At 72.7% G+C, this 14,966-nt stretch carries 17 protein-coding genes and 2 riboswitches; of the genes, 8 read left to right on the top strand and 9 right to left on the bottom strand.

Annotation, left to right across the window (positions count from 1 at the left end):
* Positions 1 to 34: 34 nt before the first annotated feature.
* Positions 35 to 244, bottom strand: a riboswitch (cobalamin riboswitch).
* 99 nt (positions 245 to 343) lie between these two features.
* A riboswitch (cobalamin riboswitch) is annotated at positions 344 to 562 on the top strand.
* Between the two features lie 116 nt (positions 563 to 678).
* A complete protein-coding gene (locus CCO04_RS10685) occupies positions 679 to 3,045 on the top strand; it encodes a ribonucleoside-diphosphate reductase subunit alpha (protein WP_215814129.1) in 2,367 nt (788 codons plus the stop codon).
* The gene (locus CCO04_RS10680) at positions 3,042 to 4,073 is read left to right on the top strand and encodes a ribonucleotide-diphosphate reductase subunit beta (RefSeq protein ID WP_215814128.1); all 1,032 of its coding nucleotides are present in this window, start codon (positions 3,042 to 3,044) and stop codon (positions 4,071 to 4,073) included. The genes CCO04_RS10685 and CCO04_RS10680 overlap by 4 nt, the downstream gene beginning before the upstream one ends.
* Here CCO04_RS10680 and CCO04_RS10675 read toward each other — a convergent pair.
* Positions 4,028 to 4,432: a hypothetical protein gene (locus CCO04_RS10675; RefSeq protein WP_215814127.1), complete on the bottom strand. Its 405-nt coding sequence runs from the start codon at positions 4,430 to 4,432 to the stop codon at positions 4,028 to 4,030. The two genes, CCO04_RS10680 and CCO04_RS10675, sit on opposite strands and share 46 nt — an antisense overlap.
* A 48-nt stretch (positions 4,433 to 4,480) precedes the next feature.
* Entirely contained in the window at positions 4,481 to 4,858 is a 378-nt protein-coding gene (locus CCO04_RS10670) for a glyoxalase/bleomycin resistance/extradiol dioxygenase family protein (protein WP_215814126.1), read from the bottom strand.
* A gap of 104 nt (positions 4,859 to 4,962) precedes the next feature.
* Here CCO04_RS10670 and CCO04_RS10665 point away from each other — a divergent pair, with 104 nt between their 5' ends.
* Positions 4,963 to 5,694 carry a TetR/AcrR family transcriptional regulator C-terminal domain-containing protein gene (locus tag CCO04_RS10665; protein ID WP_215814125.1) on the top strand — a complete coding sequence of 244 codons (732 nt, stop codon included), beginning with the start codon at positions 4,963 to 4,965 and terminating at the stop codon, positions 5,692 to 5,694.
* Here CCO04_RS10665 and CCO04_RS10660 read toward each other — a convergent pair.
* The 5 genes from CCO04_RS10660 to CCO04_RS10640 are packed head-to-tail and all read right to left on the bottom strand — an operon-like array spanning position 5,685 to position 9,475.
* On the bottom strand, positions 5,685 to 7,139 hold the full coding sequence (locus CCO04_RS10660; RefSeq protein ID WP_215814124.1) for a HAMP domain-containing sensor histidine kinase: 1,455 nt from the start codon (positions 7,137 to 7,139) through the stop codon (positions 5,685 to 5,687). The genes CCO04_RS10665 and CCO04_RS10660 overlap by 10 nt on opposite strands.
* Positions 7,136 to 7,822, bottom strand: a complete 687-nt coding sequence (locus CCO04_RS10655; RefSeq protein WP_215814249.1) for a response regulator transcription factor — start codon at positions 7,820 to 7,822, stop codon at positions 7,136 to 7,138. The genes CCO04_RS10660 and CCO04_RS10655 overlap by 4 nt, the downstream gene beginning before the upstream one ends.
* On the bottom strand, positions 7,822 to 8,433 hold the full coding sequence (locus tag CCO04_RS10650) for a DedA family protein (RefSeq protein ID WP_215814123.1): 612 nt from the start codon (positions 8,431 to 8,433) through the stop codon (positions 7,822 to 7,824). The genes CCO04_RS10655 and CCO04_RS10650 overlap by 1 nt, the downstream gene beginning before the upstream one ends.
* Positions 8,434 to 8,475: 42 nt before the next feature.
* A complete protein-coding gene (locus CCO04_RS10645) occupies positions 8,476 to 8,799 on the bottom strand; it encodes a branched-chain amino acid transporter permease (RefSeq protein ID WP_215814122.1) in 324 nt (107 codons plus the stop codon).
* The gene (locus CCO04_RS10640) at positions 8,792 to 9,475 is read right to left on the bottom strand and encodes an AzlC family ABC transporter permease (protein WP_215814121.1); all 684 of its coding nucleotides are present in this window, start codon (positions 9,473 to 9,475) and stop codon (positions 8,792 to 8,794) included. The genes CCO04_RS10645 and CCO04_RS10640 overlap by 8 nt, the downstream gene beginning before the upstream one ends.
* A gap of 80 nt (positions 9,476 to 9,555) precedes the next feature.
* Here CCO04_RS10640 and CCO04_RS10635 point away from each other — a divergent pair, with 80 nt between their 5' ends.
* Positions 9,556 to 9,996, top strand: coding sequence for an Lrp/AsnC family transcriptional regulator (locus CCO04_RS10635; protein ID WP_215814120.1), 441 nt, complete (start codon positions 9,556 to 9,558; stop codon positions 9,994 to 9,996).
* Positions 9,997 to 10,003: 7 nt separating this feature from the next.
* Here CCO04_RS10635 and CCO04_RS10630 read toward each other — a convergent pair whose 3' ends face one another.
* Positions 10,004 to 10,381: a DoxX family protein gene (locus CCO04_RS10630; protein ID WP_215814119.1), complete on the bottom strand. Its 378-nt coding sequence runs from the start codon at positions 10,379 to 10,381 to the stop codon at positions 10,004 to 10,006.
* Between the two features lie 84 nt (positions 10,382 to 10,465).
* Here CCO04_RS10630 and CCO04_RS28475 point away from each other — a divergent pair, with 84 nt between their 5' ends.
* Positions 10,466 to 10,930 (top strand): MarR family winged helix-turn-helix transcriptional regulator, encoded by a 465-nt coding sequence (locus CCO04_RS28475; protein WP_215814118.1) that lies wholly within the window; start codon positions 10,466 to 10,468, stop codon positions 10,928 to 10,930.
* 26 nt (positions 10,931 to 10,956) lie between these two features.
* Positions 10,957 to 11,448, top strand: a complete 492-nt coding sequence (locus CCO04_RS10620; RefSeq protein ID WP_215814117.1) for a GNAT family N-acetyltransferase — start codon at positions 10,957 to 10,959, stop codon at positions 11,446 to 11,448.
* A 15-nt stretch (positions 11,449 to 11,463) separates the two neighbouring features.
* Here the strand turns inward: CCO04_RS10620 and CCO04_RS10615 are convergent, their stop codons facing one another.
* Entirely contained in the window at positions 11,464 to 12,135 is a 672-nt protein-coding gene (locus tag CCO04_RS10615; protein WP_215814116.1) for a hypothetical protein, read from the bottom strand.
* Positions 12,136 to 12,278: 143 nt separating this feature from the next.
* Between CCO04_RS10615 and CCO04_RS10610 the strand changes: the two genes are divergently transcribed.
* Together CCO04_RS10610 and CCO04_RS10605 are read left to right on the top strand one after the other, a co-directional pair.
* Positions 12,279 to 13,754, top strand: a complete 1,476-nt coding sequence (locus tag CCO04_RS10610) for a polysaccharide deacetylase family protein (protein ID WP_215814115.1) — start codon at positions 12,279 to 12,281, stop codon at positions 13,752 to 13,754.
* Positions 13,755 to 13,772: 18 nt separating this feature from the next.
* Positions 13,773 to 14,921, top strand: a complete 1,149-nt coding sequence (locus CCO04_RS10605) for a DUF418 domain-containing protein (RefSeq protein ID WP_308281174.1) — start codon at positions 13,773 to 13,775, stop codon at positions 14,919 to 14,921.
* Positions 14,922 to 14,966 lie beyond the last annotated feature (45 nt).

Genomic DNA, 14,966 nt, shown 5'->3' with positions numbered 1-14,966 from the left:
TTGCGCGAAGCCTGTGGTGCGGGTGTGTCGCGGACCCTCGAGATCCACGGCCAGCAGGTCTTCGGACTCGGGATCGACCGGACGGAGCGCCTTCCCGGAGTCGGTCAGCCGAGTGTCTGCTGCCCGCCACCAGTGGCGTGTTGCCCCGCCCGTCACCCTCACCGCTGCGCGTCAGTCCCGGACTCTCACCGGGTTCCCTGACTCACGTTGCATCGTGAGCACGACTGGCGATGCGGACGCTAGCACGCGCCGCCCGGGCGCTCTTGGTGGGATATCTCACCTCCGGGGCACCCGACACGCCGACACCAGATCTAGGTCCCACGGATCTGAGCAACCCCTACATATGGTGGTTCTCGTAGCTGGTTCCTCGCCCCACCCAGGGGCGCGGAGGCAAGAGGGAACCCGGTGGAAGTCCGGGACTGCCCCGCAGCGGTGAGTGGGAACGACCGCCGTCACACAAGCACTGGGTCGCGACGTGCGACCTGGGAAGCGACGGCCAGTAGGACTCCTTTCGAGGAGACGCCCGCGAGTCCGAAGACCTGCCAGCGCACCGCACCCGCCGGGTGCGGTGGTCCGAGGCCTCGTGGGAAGGCCGACGGCTGAGCAGGCGCCTGCCGACGACGGGGCGCCTCCCCTGCTGTCGTCCCCTCGCGAGCCAGACTCCGAGGGGAGAAGCCAGTGACCGTCACCGAGTCACCCACCCGCACCACCATGACGGTGCGCAAGCGCAACGGCGAGACCGAGAGCGTCGACGTCACCAAGATCGTCCGCGCCGTCGACCGGGTCAGTGCCGACCTGCCCGACGTCGACCCGATGCGGGTCGCCACGCGCACCATCAGCGGCCTGTACGACGGCGCGACCACCGCCGAGCTCGACCGGCTCTCGATCCAGACCGCGGCCGAGCTGATCGGCGAGGAGCCGGCGTACTCGCGGCTGGCGGCCCGGCTGCTCGCCGGGTACGTCGACAAGGAAGTCCGCAACCAGGGCGTGGCCTCGTTCAGCCAGTCCGTCGCGCTGGGCCACGCCGAGGGCGTGATCGGCGACGAGACCGCCGCCTTCGTCAAGGACAACGCCCGCAAGCTCGACTTCGCGATCGACGAGGACGCCGACCGCCGCTTCGAGTACTTCGGCCTGCGCACGGTCTACGACCGCTACCTGCTGCGGCACCCGACGACCCGGCTGGTGCTGGAGACGCCGCAGTACTTCCTGCTGCGCGTGGCCTGCGGCCTGTCCCGCACCCCGCAGGAGGCGATCGGCTTCTACCGGCTGATGTCGAGCCTGGCCTACCTGCCGAGCAGCCCGACGCTCTTCAACTCCGGCACCCGGCACACCCAGATGTCGTCGTGCTACCTCGTCGACAGCCCGCGCGACGAGCTCGACTCGATCTACGCGCGCTACCTCCAGGTCGCCCAGCTCTCGAAGTTCGCCGGCGGGATCGGCATCGGCTTCTCCCGGGTCCGCTCGCGCGGCGCGCTGATCCGCGGCACCAACGGCCAGTCCAACGGGATCGTGCCGTTCCTGCGCACGCTGGACGCCTCGGTCGCCGCGGTCAACCAGGGCGGGCGCCGCAAGGGCGCGGCATGCGTCTACCTGGAGCCGTGGCACCCCGACGTCGAGGAGTTCCTCGAGCTGCGCGACAACACCGGCGAGGACGCCCGGCGGACCCACAACCTCAACCTGGCGCACTGGATCCCCGACGAGTTCATGCGCCGGGTCGAGGCCGACGAGACGTGGTCGCTCATCGACCCGAACGAGGCGCCGGAGCTGCCGGACCTGTGGGGCACCGCGTTCGACGAGGCCTACCGCCGGATCGAGGCCGAGGGCCGGTACGTGCGCCAGGTCAAGGCCCGCGACCTCTACGCCAAGATGATGCGCACCCTCGCCCAGACCGGCAACGGCTGGATGACCTTCAAGGACGCCGCCAACCGGTTCTGCAACCAGACCACCGACACCCCGGGGCCGCGGCAGCCGGTCGTGCACCTGTCGAACCTGTGCACCGAGATCATCGAGGTCTCCTCCGACGGCGAGACCGCCGTGTGCAACCTCGGCTCGGTCAACCTCGGCCAGCACCTCGCCGACGGCGACCTCGACTGGGACAAGCTCCGCGCGACCGTGCGCACCGCGGTGCCCTTCCTGGACCGGGTCATCGACATCAACTACTACCCGAGCCCCGAGGCGGCGGCGTCCAACCCGCGCTGGCGTCCGGTCGGCTTGGGCCTGATGGGGCTGCAGGACGTCTTCTTCGCGCTCGGCCTGCCCTTCGACTCCCCGGAGGCCCGCGCGCTGTCGACCCGGATCTCCGAGGAGATCTACCTGACCGCGCTCGAGGTCTCCTGCGAGCTCGCCGCCGTGCACGGCGCGCACCCGGCGTACGACGCCACCCGGGCCGCCCGTGGCGACCTGCACCCCGACCTGTGGGGCGCCACCGTCACCCAGCCCGAGCGCTGGGCCGCCCTCAAGGAGCGCGTCGCCGAGCACGGCCTGCGCAACTCGCTGCTCATCGCGATCGCGCCGACGGCGACGATCGCCTCGATCGCCGGCTGCTACGAGTGCATCGAGCCGCAGGTCTCCAACCTGTTCAAGCGCGAGACGCTGTCGGGGGAGTTCCTCCAGGTGAACTCCGCGCTCGTCCGCGAGCTCAAGGCGCGCGGCCTGTGGACCGCCGAGGTCCGCGAGGAGATCAAGCGCGCCGAGGGCTCGATCCAGGGGATCGCGGCGATCCCGGCCGACGTACGGCTGCTCTACCGCACCGCCTGGGAGCTCCCGCAGAAGGCGCTCGTCGAGATGGCCGCCGAGCGGCAGGGCTTCATCGACCAGTCGCAGTCGCTCAACCTCTTCATGGCCGCACCGACGATCGGCAAGCTGTCGTCGATGTACGCCTTCGCCTGGAAGAGCGGGCTGAAGACGACGTACTACCTGCGCTCGCGACCCGCCTCGCGCATCCAGCAGGCGACCGTCGCCGTGCTGCCCACCCCCACGACCGCCGACGAGGAAGCGATCGCCTGCTCCCTCGAGAACCCCGAGAGCTGCGAGGCCTGCCAGTGACCGCCACCGACCACACCGCCACCACCACCCGGATGCTGCTCGACCCGGGGATGAACCTCACCCTGCGGCCGATGCGCTACCCGCACTTCTACGAGCGCTACCGCGACGCCATCAAGAACACCTGGACCGTCGAGGAGGTCGACCTCCACTCCGACCTCAAGGACCTGAGCCGGCTCACCGACGCCGAGCGGCACCTGGTCTCGCGGTTGGTGGCCTTCTTCGCGACCGGCGACACGATCGTGGCGAACAACCTGGTGCTCAACCTCTACCAGCACATCAACTCCCCGGAGGGGCGGCTCTACCTGAGCCGGCAGCTCTTCGAGGAGGCCGTGCACGTGCAGTTCTACCTGACCCTGCTCGACACCTACGTGCCCGACGAGACCGAGCGGCACGAGGCGTTCGCGGCGGTCGACAACATCCCGTCGATCAAGCACAAGGCGGACTTCTGCTTCAAGTGGATCGACAAGGTCTTCGAGCTCGACCAGCTCGAGACCCGTGAGCACCGGCGGGCGTTCTTGCTCAACCTGATCTGCTTCGCGGCGGTGATCGAGGGGCTCTTCTTCTACGGGGCCTTCGCCTACGTGTACTTCCTGCGCTCGCGCGGGCTGCTCAACGGCCTCGCCTCGGGGACCAACTGGGTGTTCCGCGACGAGTCGATGCACATGGCGTTCGCGTTCGACGTCGTCGACACGGTGCGCGAGGAGGAGCCGGAGCTCTTCGACGACGAGATGGCCGCCGAGATCCGGCAGATGCTCATCGAGGGCGTGGACGCCGAGGCGCAGTTCGCGGACGACCTGCTCGGCCAGGGGGTGGCCGGGCTGTCGACCGCCGACATGCGCGCCTACCTGGAGCACGTCGCCGACCGGCGGATGCAGCGGCTGGGCCTGGAGCCGATCTACGGATCGGCCAACCCGCTGGCGTTCATGGAGCTGCAGGACGTGCAGGAGCTGTCGAACTTCTTCGAGCGCCGGGTCTCGGCCTATCAGGTCGGGGTGACCGGGTCCGTGGGGTTCGACGAGGACTTCTGAGGGCCGGAGCCCAGGCCGAGCGTGATCGCGCCGACGACGAGCGCGATCACGCCGAGGAAGAGGATGCCGACCCCGGCGAGCGGGATGTCGGCGCCGTCGGCCGGGAGGCTGTGGAGATACATCTCCGCGCCGGCGACCGCGAGGCCGCCGACCGCGGTGACCACGGCGGGCGCCGTACCGACCCGGCGGCTGAGGTGGCCGGCGACGAGGAGGCCCGTCAGGGCCAGGGCGAGCAGCCCGGTGGCGGCGATCGCGACGCCGTCCCCGCCCCGGGGAAGGGCGAGGACGACGCCGAAGAGGGCGATGATCGCGACGGCGAGGAGCCGGGCGGCGAGGATCAGGGGGGTGGGGGGACGCATGGGTCCACCGTGCCCCCCCTGGTCAACCCTCCGGCACCGTACGGATACTCAGGACACCCACTCCACGAGCTGCCAGACGATCCCGTTGTCGTCGGAGAACTGGCAGAACCGCTCGCCCCACGGCTCGGTCTCTGGCGGGGTGACCACGGTGGCGCCCGCCGCGGAGATCCGCTCGAACTCGGCGTCGAGCCCGTCGACGACGAACGCGAGGAGCGTGCCCTGACCGGCGTCCCCGGCGATCCGGGCAGGCTTGAACGACGCCAGCCCGGTGCGCAGGAAGATCACGTTGAGGCCGGCGCTCGGGTGGCCGAGCGAGATGAAGCCGTCGGCGGACATCTCCTCGGTGAAGCCGAGGTGGGCCGCGAACCGGGCGGAGGCCGCCGGGTCGGGGACGTTGAGGGAGATCGCGCTGCTGGTGATCTTCATGAGGAGTCCTCTCGTTAAACTATGTACGGCGTACATCGTGCGGTGTACGGAGTGAGAACGCCTACGATGGCCGGGAGGTTCCCGAGTTCCGGAGGAAGTTGCTGATGCCGCGCGAGCTGATCGACCTGCTGTGGCGCGACCACCCCGGCGCTCCGCCCGCGGGACGCCGCGGACCCAAGGCCCGGGTGAGCACGTCCGAGGTGGTCGACGCGGCGATCGCCCTCGCCGACGCGGACGCCGAGGGCCTGGCCGCGGTCACCGTGCGCACCCTCGCGGCGGAGCTGGGCCTGTCGACGATGTCGGTCTACACCCACGTCAACAGCCGCGACGACCTGCTGGTGATGATGGCCGACACCGTGCACGCGCGGATGCCGCTGCCCGCCTACGGCCGGACCGGCTGGCGCACCCGCGTGCGCCGGGTGGCCGAGGCCAACCACGCCCTCCTCGTCCGGCACCCCTGGCTGCTCGACGTCACCGACCAGCGCACCGCCCTCGGGCCGGGCACCATCGCGAAGTACGACCACGAGCTCGCCGCCCTGACCCCGCTGGGCCTCGACGACGTGGCCTGCGACGCGGCCCTGACCTTCGTGCTCGACCTGGTCCGCGGCGCCGCCCGGTCGGCCCGGCCCGACCCGCGCGCGGGCGAGCTGGCCGCGCACTGGCCCGCGTGGGGCGCCCGGCTGGCGACGTACGTCGGGGAGGACTTCGCGCTCGCCCAGCGGGTCGGCGCGGCGGCGGGCGCCGCGATGGGCGATGTCGCCGATCCGGCCGCGGCGTGGGAGTTCGCGCTGGAGCGGGCGCTCGACGGGCTGGCCGTGCTGGCCGGTCAGGCCTGAGCGGGGCCTGCGGGCAGCAGCACCGTCACGGTCAGCTCCGGACCGTGGTCGCAGTCGGGAGTGCCGGGCGCGGGGGAGGGATGGTGCCGCCCGTCGTGGCACAGCCGCAGCTCGCCGCCGGCCCGCTCGACCAGGGCGGCCACGAGCGCGAGTCCGAGGCCGGCGCCCGGCCGGGTCCGCGCCTCCGCGGCCCGGGTGAAGCGCTGGGTGGCGGTGGCGAGTAGGTCGGGCGCCATCCCCGGCCCGGCGTCGGCGACCCGGAGCCGGGCCCACCCCGGCGCCGGCCGGTCGACGGTGACCTGGACGGGCGCAGCGCCGTGGTGGAGCGCGTTGTCGAGGAGGTTGCCGAGGATCCGCTCGGCCTCGACGTCGGCCAGCGCGACGGGGACCGTGGTGGCGAGCTGGTCGAGCACGATGTCCCCGGCCCGGCCGGGGTCGGCCAGCCGGCGTTGGCTGACCATCCGGGCCGCGACGGCGGCGAGGTCGCTGTGCTCGGTCTCGCGCGGAGCGCTCGTCGCCGCGGTGCTGCCCAGCGTGAGGAGCTGGTCGGCGAGCCGGGCCAGCCGGGCGACGTCGATCTCGAGCTCGTTCAGGACGTGCTCGTGCTCGTCGGGCGTACGCCGCCGGCGACGGGCGAGCTGGATCCGCCCGGCGAGCAGCGTGATCGGCGTCCGCAGCTCGTGGCTGGCCTCGTTGACGAAGTGCCGCTCCCGGTCGAGCGCCCGCTCCAGCGCGGCCAGCATGTCGTTGAACGTGTGCCCGAGCCGGGTCACCTCGTCGTCGCGCCCCGGCGGTACGTCGAGGCGCAGGTCTGTCGCGCCGGCCGCGATCGCCGCCGCCTGCTGGCGGTAGCGCTCGACGGGCCGCAGCGCCGCCCGGGCCAGCCGGTCACCCACGAACGCCGTGATGAGCAGCGTCCCGATGCCGGCGACGACGAGCTGGAGCAGCAGCTCGCGCAGCGCCTCGTCGCGGTGGTCGCGGCGGACCGCCACCAACAGGTGGTACGACGGCGTGGTCGGCGTCCCGGTGACCTGGACCCGGTAGGGCTCGCGCGCCGCCTCGGGCAGGATGTCGAAGTCGCCGACGTTGAAGGTGCGGGTCTGCGTGCCGGCCTCGGCGAGCTGGCTGCGCGACAGCATCGGGGTGGTGCCCGCGGGTCCACCGCGGTCGAGCAGGAGGCCGTCGCCGTCGACGACCTGCCAGGCGACGCCGGTCGCCGCGGCGGCGTCCCGGTTGGTCACCTCGCCGGTCGCAGCGACCAGCGGCGTGAGCGTGGACGCGGCCTGCTCGAGCTCGGCGTCGAGGTTGCGGTCGAGGGCGTAGTCGACGCGCCAGTAGACGAGCGCGCCCGCGGCGAGCAGCACCACGAAGGTCGCCGCCGAGAAGCCCGCGACCAGCCGGACGCGCAGCGGGAGCCGGGAGAGCCGGGCGCGGACCGGGGTCATCCGGCCGCCGGGGTGGGGTCGAGCCGGTAGCCGACCCCGCGCAGGGTGGTGATCGTCTGGGTGTCGAACGGCCGGTCGATCTTGGCCCGGATCGCGGCCAGGTGGACGTCGATGACATTGCTGCGCAGGTCGGTCTCGCCGTCCCACACCTCGTCGAGGATGGTCAGCCGGGTGACGACCTGACCGGCCCGTGAGGCCATCAGGTAGAGGATGTCGAACTCCCGCGCGGACAGCGTGATCTCCTGGCCGCGCCGGACGACGCGACGCGCGACCGGGTCGACGACGAGGTCGCCGACCTGGACGGGCGCGGCGCCGGTCACGCTGTTGCGGCGGTAGAGCGCACGCAGCCGGGCGAGCAGCTCGTCGAGGTCGAACGGCTTCGGCAGGTAGTCGTCGGCACCCGCGTCGAGCCCCTCGATCCGGTCCCGGACGTCGCCGCGCGCGGTGAGCATGAGGATCGGCGTGGTCAGGCCGAGGCTCCGCAGCTGGCGCGCGACGCTGACCCCGTCGCGGCCGGGGAGCATCCAGTCGAGCAGCGCGACGTCGTACCCGGTGTCGGTGAGGAGCCGGTCGTAGGCCGAGCGCCCGTCGTGCACGACGTCGACCTGCCAGCCGGCCTCGGCCAGCGACTCGGCGAGGAGGTCCGCGAGCCGGGTGTCGTCCTCGGCGACCAGTGCCCGCATCACAGCCCCACGGTAGTGCGCCGCCGCCGCAGGTGGCGGACCACGAGCACGAGGACGACCGCGCCGGTGGCGGCGAGTCCCGCGACGGTGACCAGGTGCTGGGCGTGCTGCCAGCTCGCGCCCGCGAGGTAGCCGGCCGCGACCATGAGGCTGCCCCACAGCAGGGCGCCGAGGACGTTGAAGAGCGCGAAGCGGCGGTACGGCATCCGGCCCATCCCGGCCAGGCCCGGGACCAGCACCCGCAGGGCGACGGTGAACCGGCCGAGCAGGACGGTCCAGCCACCGCGCCGGGCCAGCGCGTGCTCGGCGCGGTCGAGGTGCTCGGCACGGACGAAGCGGCCCAGGGTGCCGTCGAGGATCCGCCGACCCCACCGCCGGCCGACGACATAGCCGACGGCGTCGCCGGCGACCGCGCCCGTGACCCCCGCGGCGAGCACGGCGCCGAGCGCCAGGTGCCCCTGCCCGGCGACCACACCGCCGAGCAGCAGCGCGAGCTCGCCGGGGATCACGAAGCCGAGGAAGACCGACGACTCCAGGGCGGGCAGCAGGAACACGGCCAGCAGCGCCAGCCAGGCCGGCAGGGCCAGCAGGTGCTCCATCAGCGCGGTCATGGTCCGACCGTAGGTCCGGGCGGATGAAGCGCGGGTGAAGGCTCAGAGCAGGGAGCTGACCGCCACGCACACCGTCGTCCCGGCGACGATGCTGAGCAGGAGGTTGTGCCGCCACAGGTGCACCGCGATGGTGACCGCGACGCCGAGCAGCCCGCCGGCGCCGCGGTCGGGGCCGGTCAGGTCGATCCGGCTGACGCCGTAGACGGCGAGCACGGTGACCGCGCCGAGCGGCATCCAGCGACCGAGGTCGGCGAGCAGGGGAGAGTCCTTGACCGCGGCCTTGGCGACGAACGGCAGCGCGCGCAGGGCGACGGTGACCGCGACCGCGGCGGCCAGGGCCCCGGCGACGTACCCGGGCTCAGGCATGCTCGACCGCCCGCGGTGCGCACCAGTGCCGGACGACGAGCACGGCGGTGTAGCCGCTGAGGGCGACCAGGAGCATCGAGCCGGGGGCGATCGCCCAGGCGAGCCCGGCGGCGCCGAGCGCCGTACCGAGGGCGAGGCGGTCGGGGTCGGCCCGGTAGGCGTCGAGGGCGAGGACGACGAAGAGCGCGGTGAGCACGAAGTCCACGCCCTGCAGGCCGTGCAGGAAGGCCGACCCGGCCAGGGCGCCGGCGGCCGCGCCGCTCACCCACGACAGGTGGATGCCGAGCTGGGTGGCCACGGCCCGGCCCGCGGTCAGCTCGCGGCCCCCGCGTGCGGTGAGGATCGCGAACGCCTCGTCGCAGAGGGCGAAGACGCTGTAGGCCCTGGCCGCGCGCCCCTCGATCCGGTCCAGCGGGTAGGAGAGGCCGTAGAACAGGTGCCGGCTGTTGACCAGGAACGTGGTCAGGGCGACCGTGGCGATGGGGGCGGCGACGGCGATCAGGCCGACGAGCACGAACTCCGCGGAGCCCGCGAACACCACCCCCGAGATGACCGGCGCCAGCCACCACGGCAGGCCGTGCTCGGTGACCAGGACGCCGAAGCCGATGCCCAGCGCGAAGAGCCCGGCCCACACGCCGCCGGCGTCGCGGGCCGCCGTCCGGAGGTGCTGGATCATGGCGTCGACGCTAGGCGAATTGCCGCGCACTTTGATTGCGAAGATTGCTCAGCGGGTGCCCGGTGGCGCAAGATAGTTTCGTGGATTCGCTGGATCGCGCCATCATCGATCTTCTCGAGCGCGAGGGGCGCCTGAGCAACCAGGAGCTGGCCGACCGGGTCGGCCTCACCCCGGCCCCCTGCCTGCGCCGGGTCCGCCGGCTCGAGGCCGAGGGGATCATCACCGGCTACACGGCGACCGTCGACCACGTGGCGCTGGGCCGGGGCTTCGAGGTGATCATCCACGCCGAGATCGTGGCCAAGGACCGGGTCACCGTGGAGGCCTTCGAGGAGCGCACCGCGGCGATGGACGAGGTCGTCGAGTTCCGCCGGATGTTCGGCCTGCCCGACTACTTCATCCGGGTGCGCACCCGCGACCTGGAGTCGTACGAGCAGTGGCTCAGCACCCGGCTCATGGGCGACCCCGCGATCAGCCGCGTCGACTCGCGGCTGACCATGAAGTCGATCAAGAGCCGGCGCTGAGCACGGCTCAGAAGGCCTGCGGCCCGATCCGCTCGACGGCGACGAAGACGGCGAGCGCGAGCAGGACGACGTTCATCACGACGCTCTGCATCTCGCCACGGCGCAGGTGGGTGAGCACCGCGCCGACCATGATCACGGCGAGGCCGATCGCGGCGGCGGGGACCAGTCCGGTGGCGATCCCGAGCGCGCCGGGCAGGACCAGGCCGAGCGCGCCGAGGACCTCGGCACCGCCGATGACCTTGAGCATCGCGGGCGAGTAGGCCTCGGCCCAGCCCATCCGCGGGTCGGCGAGGACCTGCTCCTTGGACTTGGCCAGCTTCATCGTGCCGGCCATGAGGAAGAGGGCGGCGAGGAGGCCGGTGACGACCCAGACGACGACGTTCACGAGGTTCTCCTGGTGATGACTTGAATGTTCATGAGAAGCCTAGACCCGATTGGCTTGAACATTCAAGTCGCCTAGACTGCGCCCGTGCCCGACGAGCCGCGCTGGCTGACTCCCGACGAGCTGGAGACCTGGCAGACCCTGCATCTGGTGCTCAGCACCCTGCCCGGCGCGCTCGGTGGACAGCTCCAGGCCGACGCCGACCTCAGCTTCCTGGAGTACTACGTCCTGGCCGGCCTCTCCGACCAGCCCGGGCACACCATGCGGATGAGCCACCTCGCCCTGCTCGCCGGCTCCGAGCTCTCCCGCCTCTCGCACCTCATGAGACGCCTCGAGAAGCGCGGTCTGGTCCGCCGCGAGCCCGACCCCAGCGACGGCCGGTTCACCCACGCGATCCTCACCCCCGCCGGGTACGACGTCCTGGTCGCCGCCGCCCCCGGGCACGTCGCCCACGTCCGCAAGCTCGTCCTCGACGTCCTCGACGACGAGGAGCAGCAGGTGCTGCGCCGCGCCCTGCGCAAGGTCGTCGGCCAGGTCGTCGGCGGCTGCTGATCCGGCCCCGTGCCACGATCGTCGGCATGGAGATCCGGCTGGAACCCGTCACCGAGGCCGACCTGCCCCTGCTCGCGGGCGGCGACTCGCCCTTCGACGACTTCGGACCGCGACCCCGGCGATCGGGCCCACCGCCGGCGGTGCTGCGCGAGCCGGGGGCGTTCGCCGTACGGGATGGGGGCGGGGTGCTGCTCGGCGACGTCACCTGGATCTGGCAGCAGTGGGGCCCCATGCCCGACTCCCGCAACCCCATGATCGGCATCTGGCTGCGCCCCGAGGCCCGCGGCCGCGGCGCCGGCACCGCCGCCCAGGTCGCCCTCGTCGACCTCTTCTTCCGGCACACCTCGGTGCACCGCGTCGAGGCCGCGACCGACGTCGCCAACCACGCCGAGCAGCGCTCGCTGGAGAAGGCCGGCTTCACCCGCGAGGGCACCGCGCGCGGCTCGCAGTGGCGCGACGGCGCCTTCCGCGACCTCTACCTCTACAGCGTGCTGCGGCCGGAGTGGTCGGGCGCCTGAACGGTCCGGTCGTGGTCAGGTGATGGTCAGCGGGAGGGTTGCGGTGTTGGTCCAGTAGCCGCCGACCGCGAACGGGTCGCCCGCGACGATGTCGGCGTTCACGCACGGGAGCGTGGGCGGGGGCGAGCTCGCGACGACGAGCCCGGAGGCGCCGGCGTTGGGGGTGAACCGCTGGGCCCCGGTGCCGGTGGGGTTCGCGTTGAACTTGCCGTTGATGTCGCCGACCAGGGCGAAGACGCAGTCCCCGCAGGTCACCACCTGGTTCACGCCGGTCACCTTGGCCGGCCACAGACCGCCGGAGATCGGCCCGGTGATCGCGAACCCCCAGCTCACCGTGGAGGACACCGAGCACAAGGTGGCCCCGGCCGTGGGGTTGGTGCAGCCGCTGATGCTCACCGAGGTCACGGTCGCGGCGTTGGCTCCCCAGACACGGATCGTGCCGGGGCTGGCCACCGATCCCGACAGGTCCGCCGTCGAGCAAGCGACGGAGGTGCTGCTGATCACGTCGGTGAACGTGACGCCGGTGCCGACGAAGGTCACGCTCGGGCCGCCGTAGGGGGTGTAATTGGTCGCCCAGGCGGACGTGGTCGTGGCGGCGAGCATCGCGACGACAGCGACCAGCGTGGCCACGCCTGTCGCAAGTCCCGCCTTGATGGCTCTCGCGAACGGCTTCCGGGCGAGCGTCATGCCGGCCAGTCTCGGCACGCGCTCCAGCCCGGTCAACGGCGCGCGTGCCTGCTCGGCGAGATTCCGGACGTCCGTCCGGAGAATGTGGCGTCACGCACGTCAGGTCGGGGCAACCACTTCGCCTCGCCGTGCGTCTCACCTGTGTGCGCCTCTCCCCCCACCGTCGCCGGTACGCCGGCCTGCTCGTCCCCTGGTTGCTCGTCTGCGTCGCGGCCCTCGCCGCGTGCAACGCCGATGCGACCAGTCCCGAACCGCGGGGCAAGCACGCCGAGCCCGAGGTGCAGACGCGATCGCTGAGTTCGAACGACCCGCGCTTCCACGCGACCTGGCCGCACGTGCGGGACGCGCAGCGGCTGAGCAAGGCGCTCGACCGCTACGTGAAGGCGACGGTCGACCAGTTCACCCACGAGTACGGCGAGACCGACGGCGGCACGTCCGCGCCCGAGCTCAACATCGCGTGGCGCCTGGTCGCGGACGACGACGAGGTCGTCGGCGTGCGGCTGGAGAGCTACCTGTTCGCCGGGGCCAACGGCGAGACCGCCGGGCGCACCTGGTGGTACGACCGGGCCTCCGGCCGGCTGCGGGCGAACGCCGGGCTGGTCCGCAGTCCTGCGGCGCTCGAGACCGCGGTGCTCGCGGCGATCGACGACCCCGACATCGACCGGTCGCTCGTCTCGTCGAGCCTGGAGCAGGGGGCGCCCGACGTCGACTTCACCGACGACGGACGGCTCCGCGTCCGCTTCGCCCAGTACGACGTCGCGCCCGGCAGTGCCGGGGTGGTCGCGGTCGTGCTCGACGAGGCCGCCACGGCGGCGCTGCTCTCGCCCTTCGGTGAGCGGGCGCGCCAGGCGGCCATCGACCAGCCGCCGCTGGGGGACGACCTGCCGAGCGTCCCGCCGTCCCCCGAGACCACGGCGCCCACGGACCCGACGGACCCGGCCACCCCGCCGGCCACCGACGGCGCCACCGACGGCGCCACCGGTGGCGCGACCGGCGGCACGGACAAGCCCCGCGTCAACTGCCGCAAGGTCAAGTGCGTGGCGCTGACCTTCGACGACGGCCCGGTCACCGACACCAACCGGCTGCTGCGCGTGCTGCGCCGCGCGGACGCCCCGGCGACGTTCTTCGTGCTCGGCCAGCAGGTGCAGACCTATCCCGAGACGCTCGCCCGGGTCGCCCGGCAGGGCCACGAGATCGGCATCCACACCTGGGACCACCGCCAGCTCACGACGCTGCGCCCGCGGGCGATCCGCGGCGAGCTGGTCCGGGCCCAGCTCCTGGTCGAGCAGGTCACCGGGCACAAGCCCACCCTGTTCCGCCCGCCGTACGGCGCCAGCGACGCCCGCGTCCTGCGGATCGCGCGCAGCCTCGGGCTCGCCCAGGTGCTGTGGAGCGTCGACACCCTCGACTGGAAGAACCGTGCGGTCCCGCCGATCGTGGCCAAGGTCCGCGGCGGTGCCCGGCCGGGGCGGATCATCCTGATGCACGACATCCACCGGACCTCGGTCGACGCGGTGCCCAAGGTGATCAAGCTGCTGCGCCGCCAGGGCTACCACCTGGTCACCGTGAGCGAGCTGCTCGGCGCGCCGCAGCCCGGGCGGTCGTACTCCCAGCGCTGAGCAGGGTTGACTGGGCCCGTGACCAGCACGTCCACGGGCCCGATCGCGCTGTCGGCACGGGCGCTCGGGCCGGACCTGGCGCGGGGCTGGATGCTGCTGTTCATCGCGCTGGCCAACACGCACTACTTCCTCGGGGCCGGTGAAGCGGTCCGCGGCGGGTTCCCCGTCGCGGGCTCCGCGCTCGACCACGCGGTCACCTGGGTGATCTCGACCTTCGTGGACGGCCGGGCGTTCCCGATGTTCGGCTTCCTCTTCGGGTACGGCGTCGCGCACATCGTCCGCCGCCAGGGCGACCGACCCCGGCGCGAGGTCCGGCACCTGCTCTGGCGCCGCGCGGGGGTGCTCATCGCCGTCGGCCTCGTCGACGGCCTGTTCTTCTACGTCGGCGACATCCTCGCGATGTACGGCGTGCTGCTCCTCGTGGGCGCCTGGGTCGTGTTCTGGCACGACCGGTGGCTGCTGGTGACCGCGGCGCTGTTCTTCGTCCTCAACGCGCTGCCCTCCGAGGGCTCGTCGTCGGTGAGCACCGACCGGCCCGACTCCTCGATGCTGCCGCCGGACCTCGCCGCGCTGTTCACCGACCGCCCGATCGGCCTCGCGATCGTGGCGCTGCTGGGTCCGCTCGGCTTCGCCTGCCCGGCACTGCTCGGGCTGTGGGCGGGACGTCGCCGGCTGCTCGAGCGGCCCACGGAGACCCGGCGGGCGCTGGTGGCGATCGCCGCGGTCGGCGTACCGGTCGCGGTGCTGGGGGCCCAGCCGGTCGCGCTGGTCCTGGCCGGAGTCAGGGAGGTGCCCGGCGCGGACGTGCTCGACCTGATCGGGCCACTGCACGCCGCGACCGGGGTCCTCGGCGGCCTGGGGTACGCCGCACTCGTCACGCTCGTGGCCCAGCGGCTCGAGAGGCGGGGCCGGTCGCCGGGTCGGGTGGTCGGCGCGCTGGCGGCGGCCGGGCAGCGCTCGATGACCTGCTACCTGCTGCAGTCGGTGGCGTGGGCGCTCGTGTTCACGCCCTTCCTGCTCGACCTCTCCGGGCGGCTCACCGTCGCCACGACGGCGCTGCTGGCGACTGCGGTCTGGGCGGGCTCCGTGGTGCTCGCCGACGGGCTGGCCCGGCGGGGGCGGCGCGGGCCGTTCGAGGTGCTGGTGCGCCGCGTGACCTACCGCTGACGCGGCGCCGTCGGCGATCTGCACAGAACCTCCACACGTCGTCCC

This window comes from Pimelobacter sp. 30-1 (genome assembly GCF_018831735.1).
Taxonomy (GTDB): domain Bacteria; phylum Actinomycetota; class Actinomycetes; order Propionibacteriales; family Nocardioidaceae; genus Nocardioides.
The sequence above is the reverse complement of the archived record's forward strand: the minus strand, read 5'-3'. Positions and strand labels throughout refer to the sequence as shown.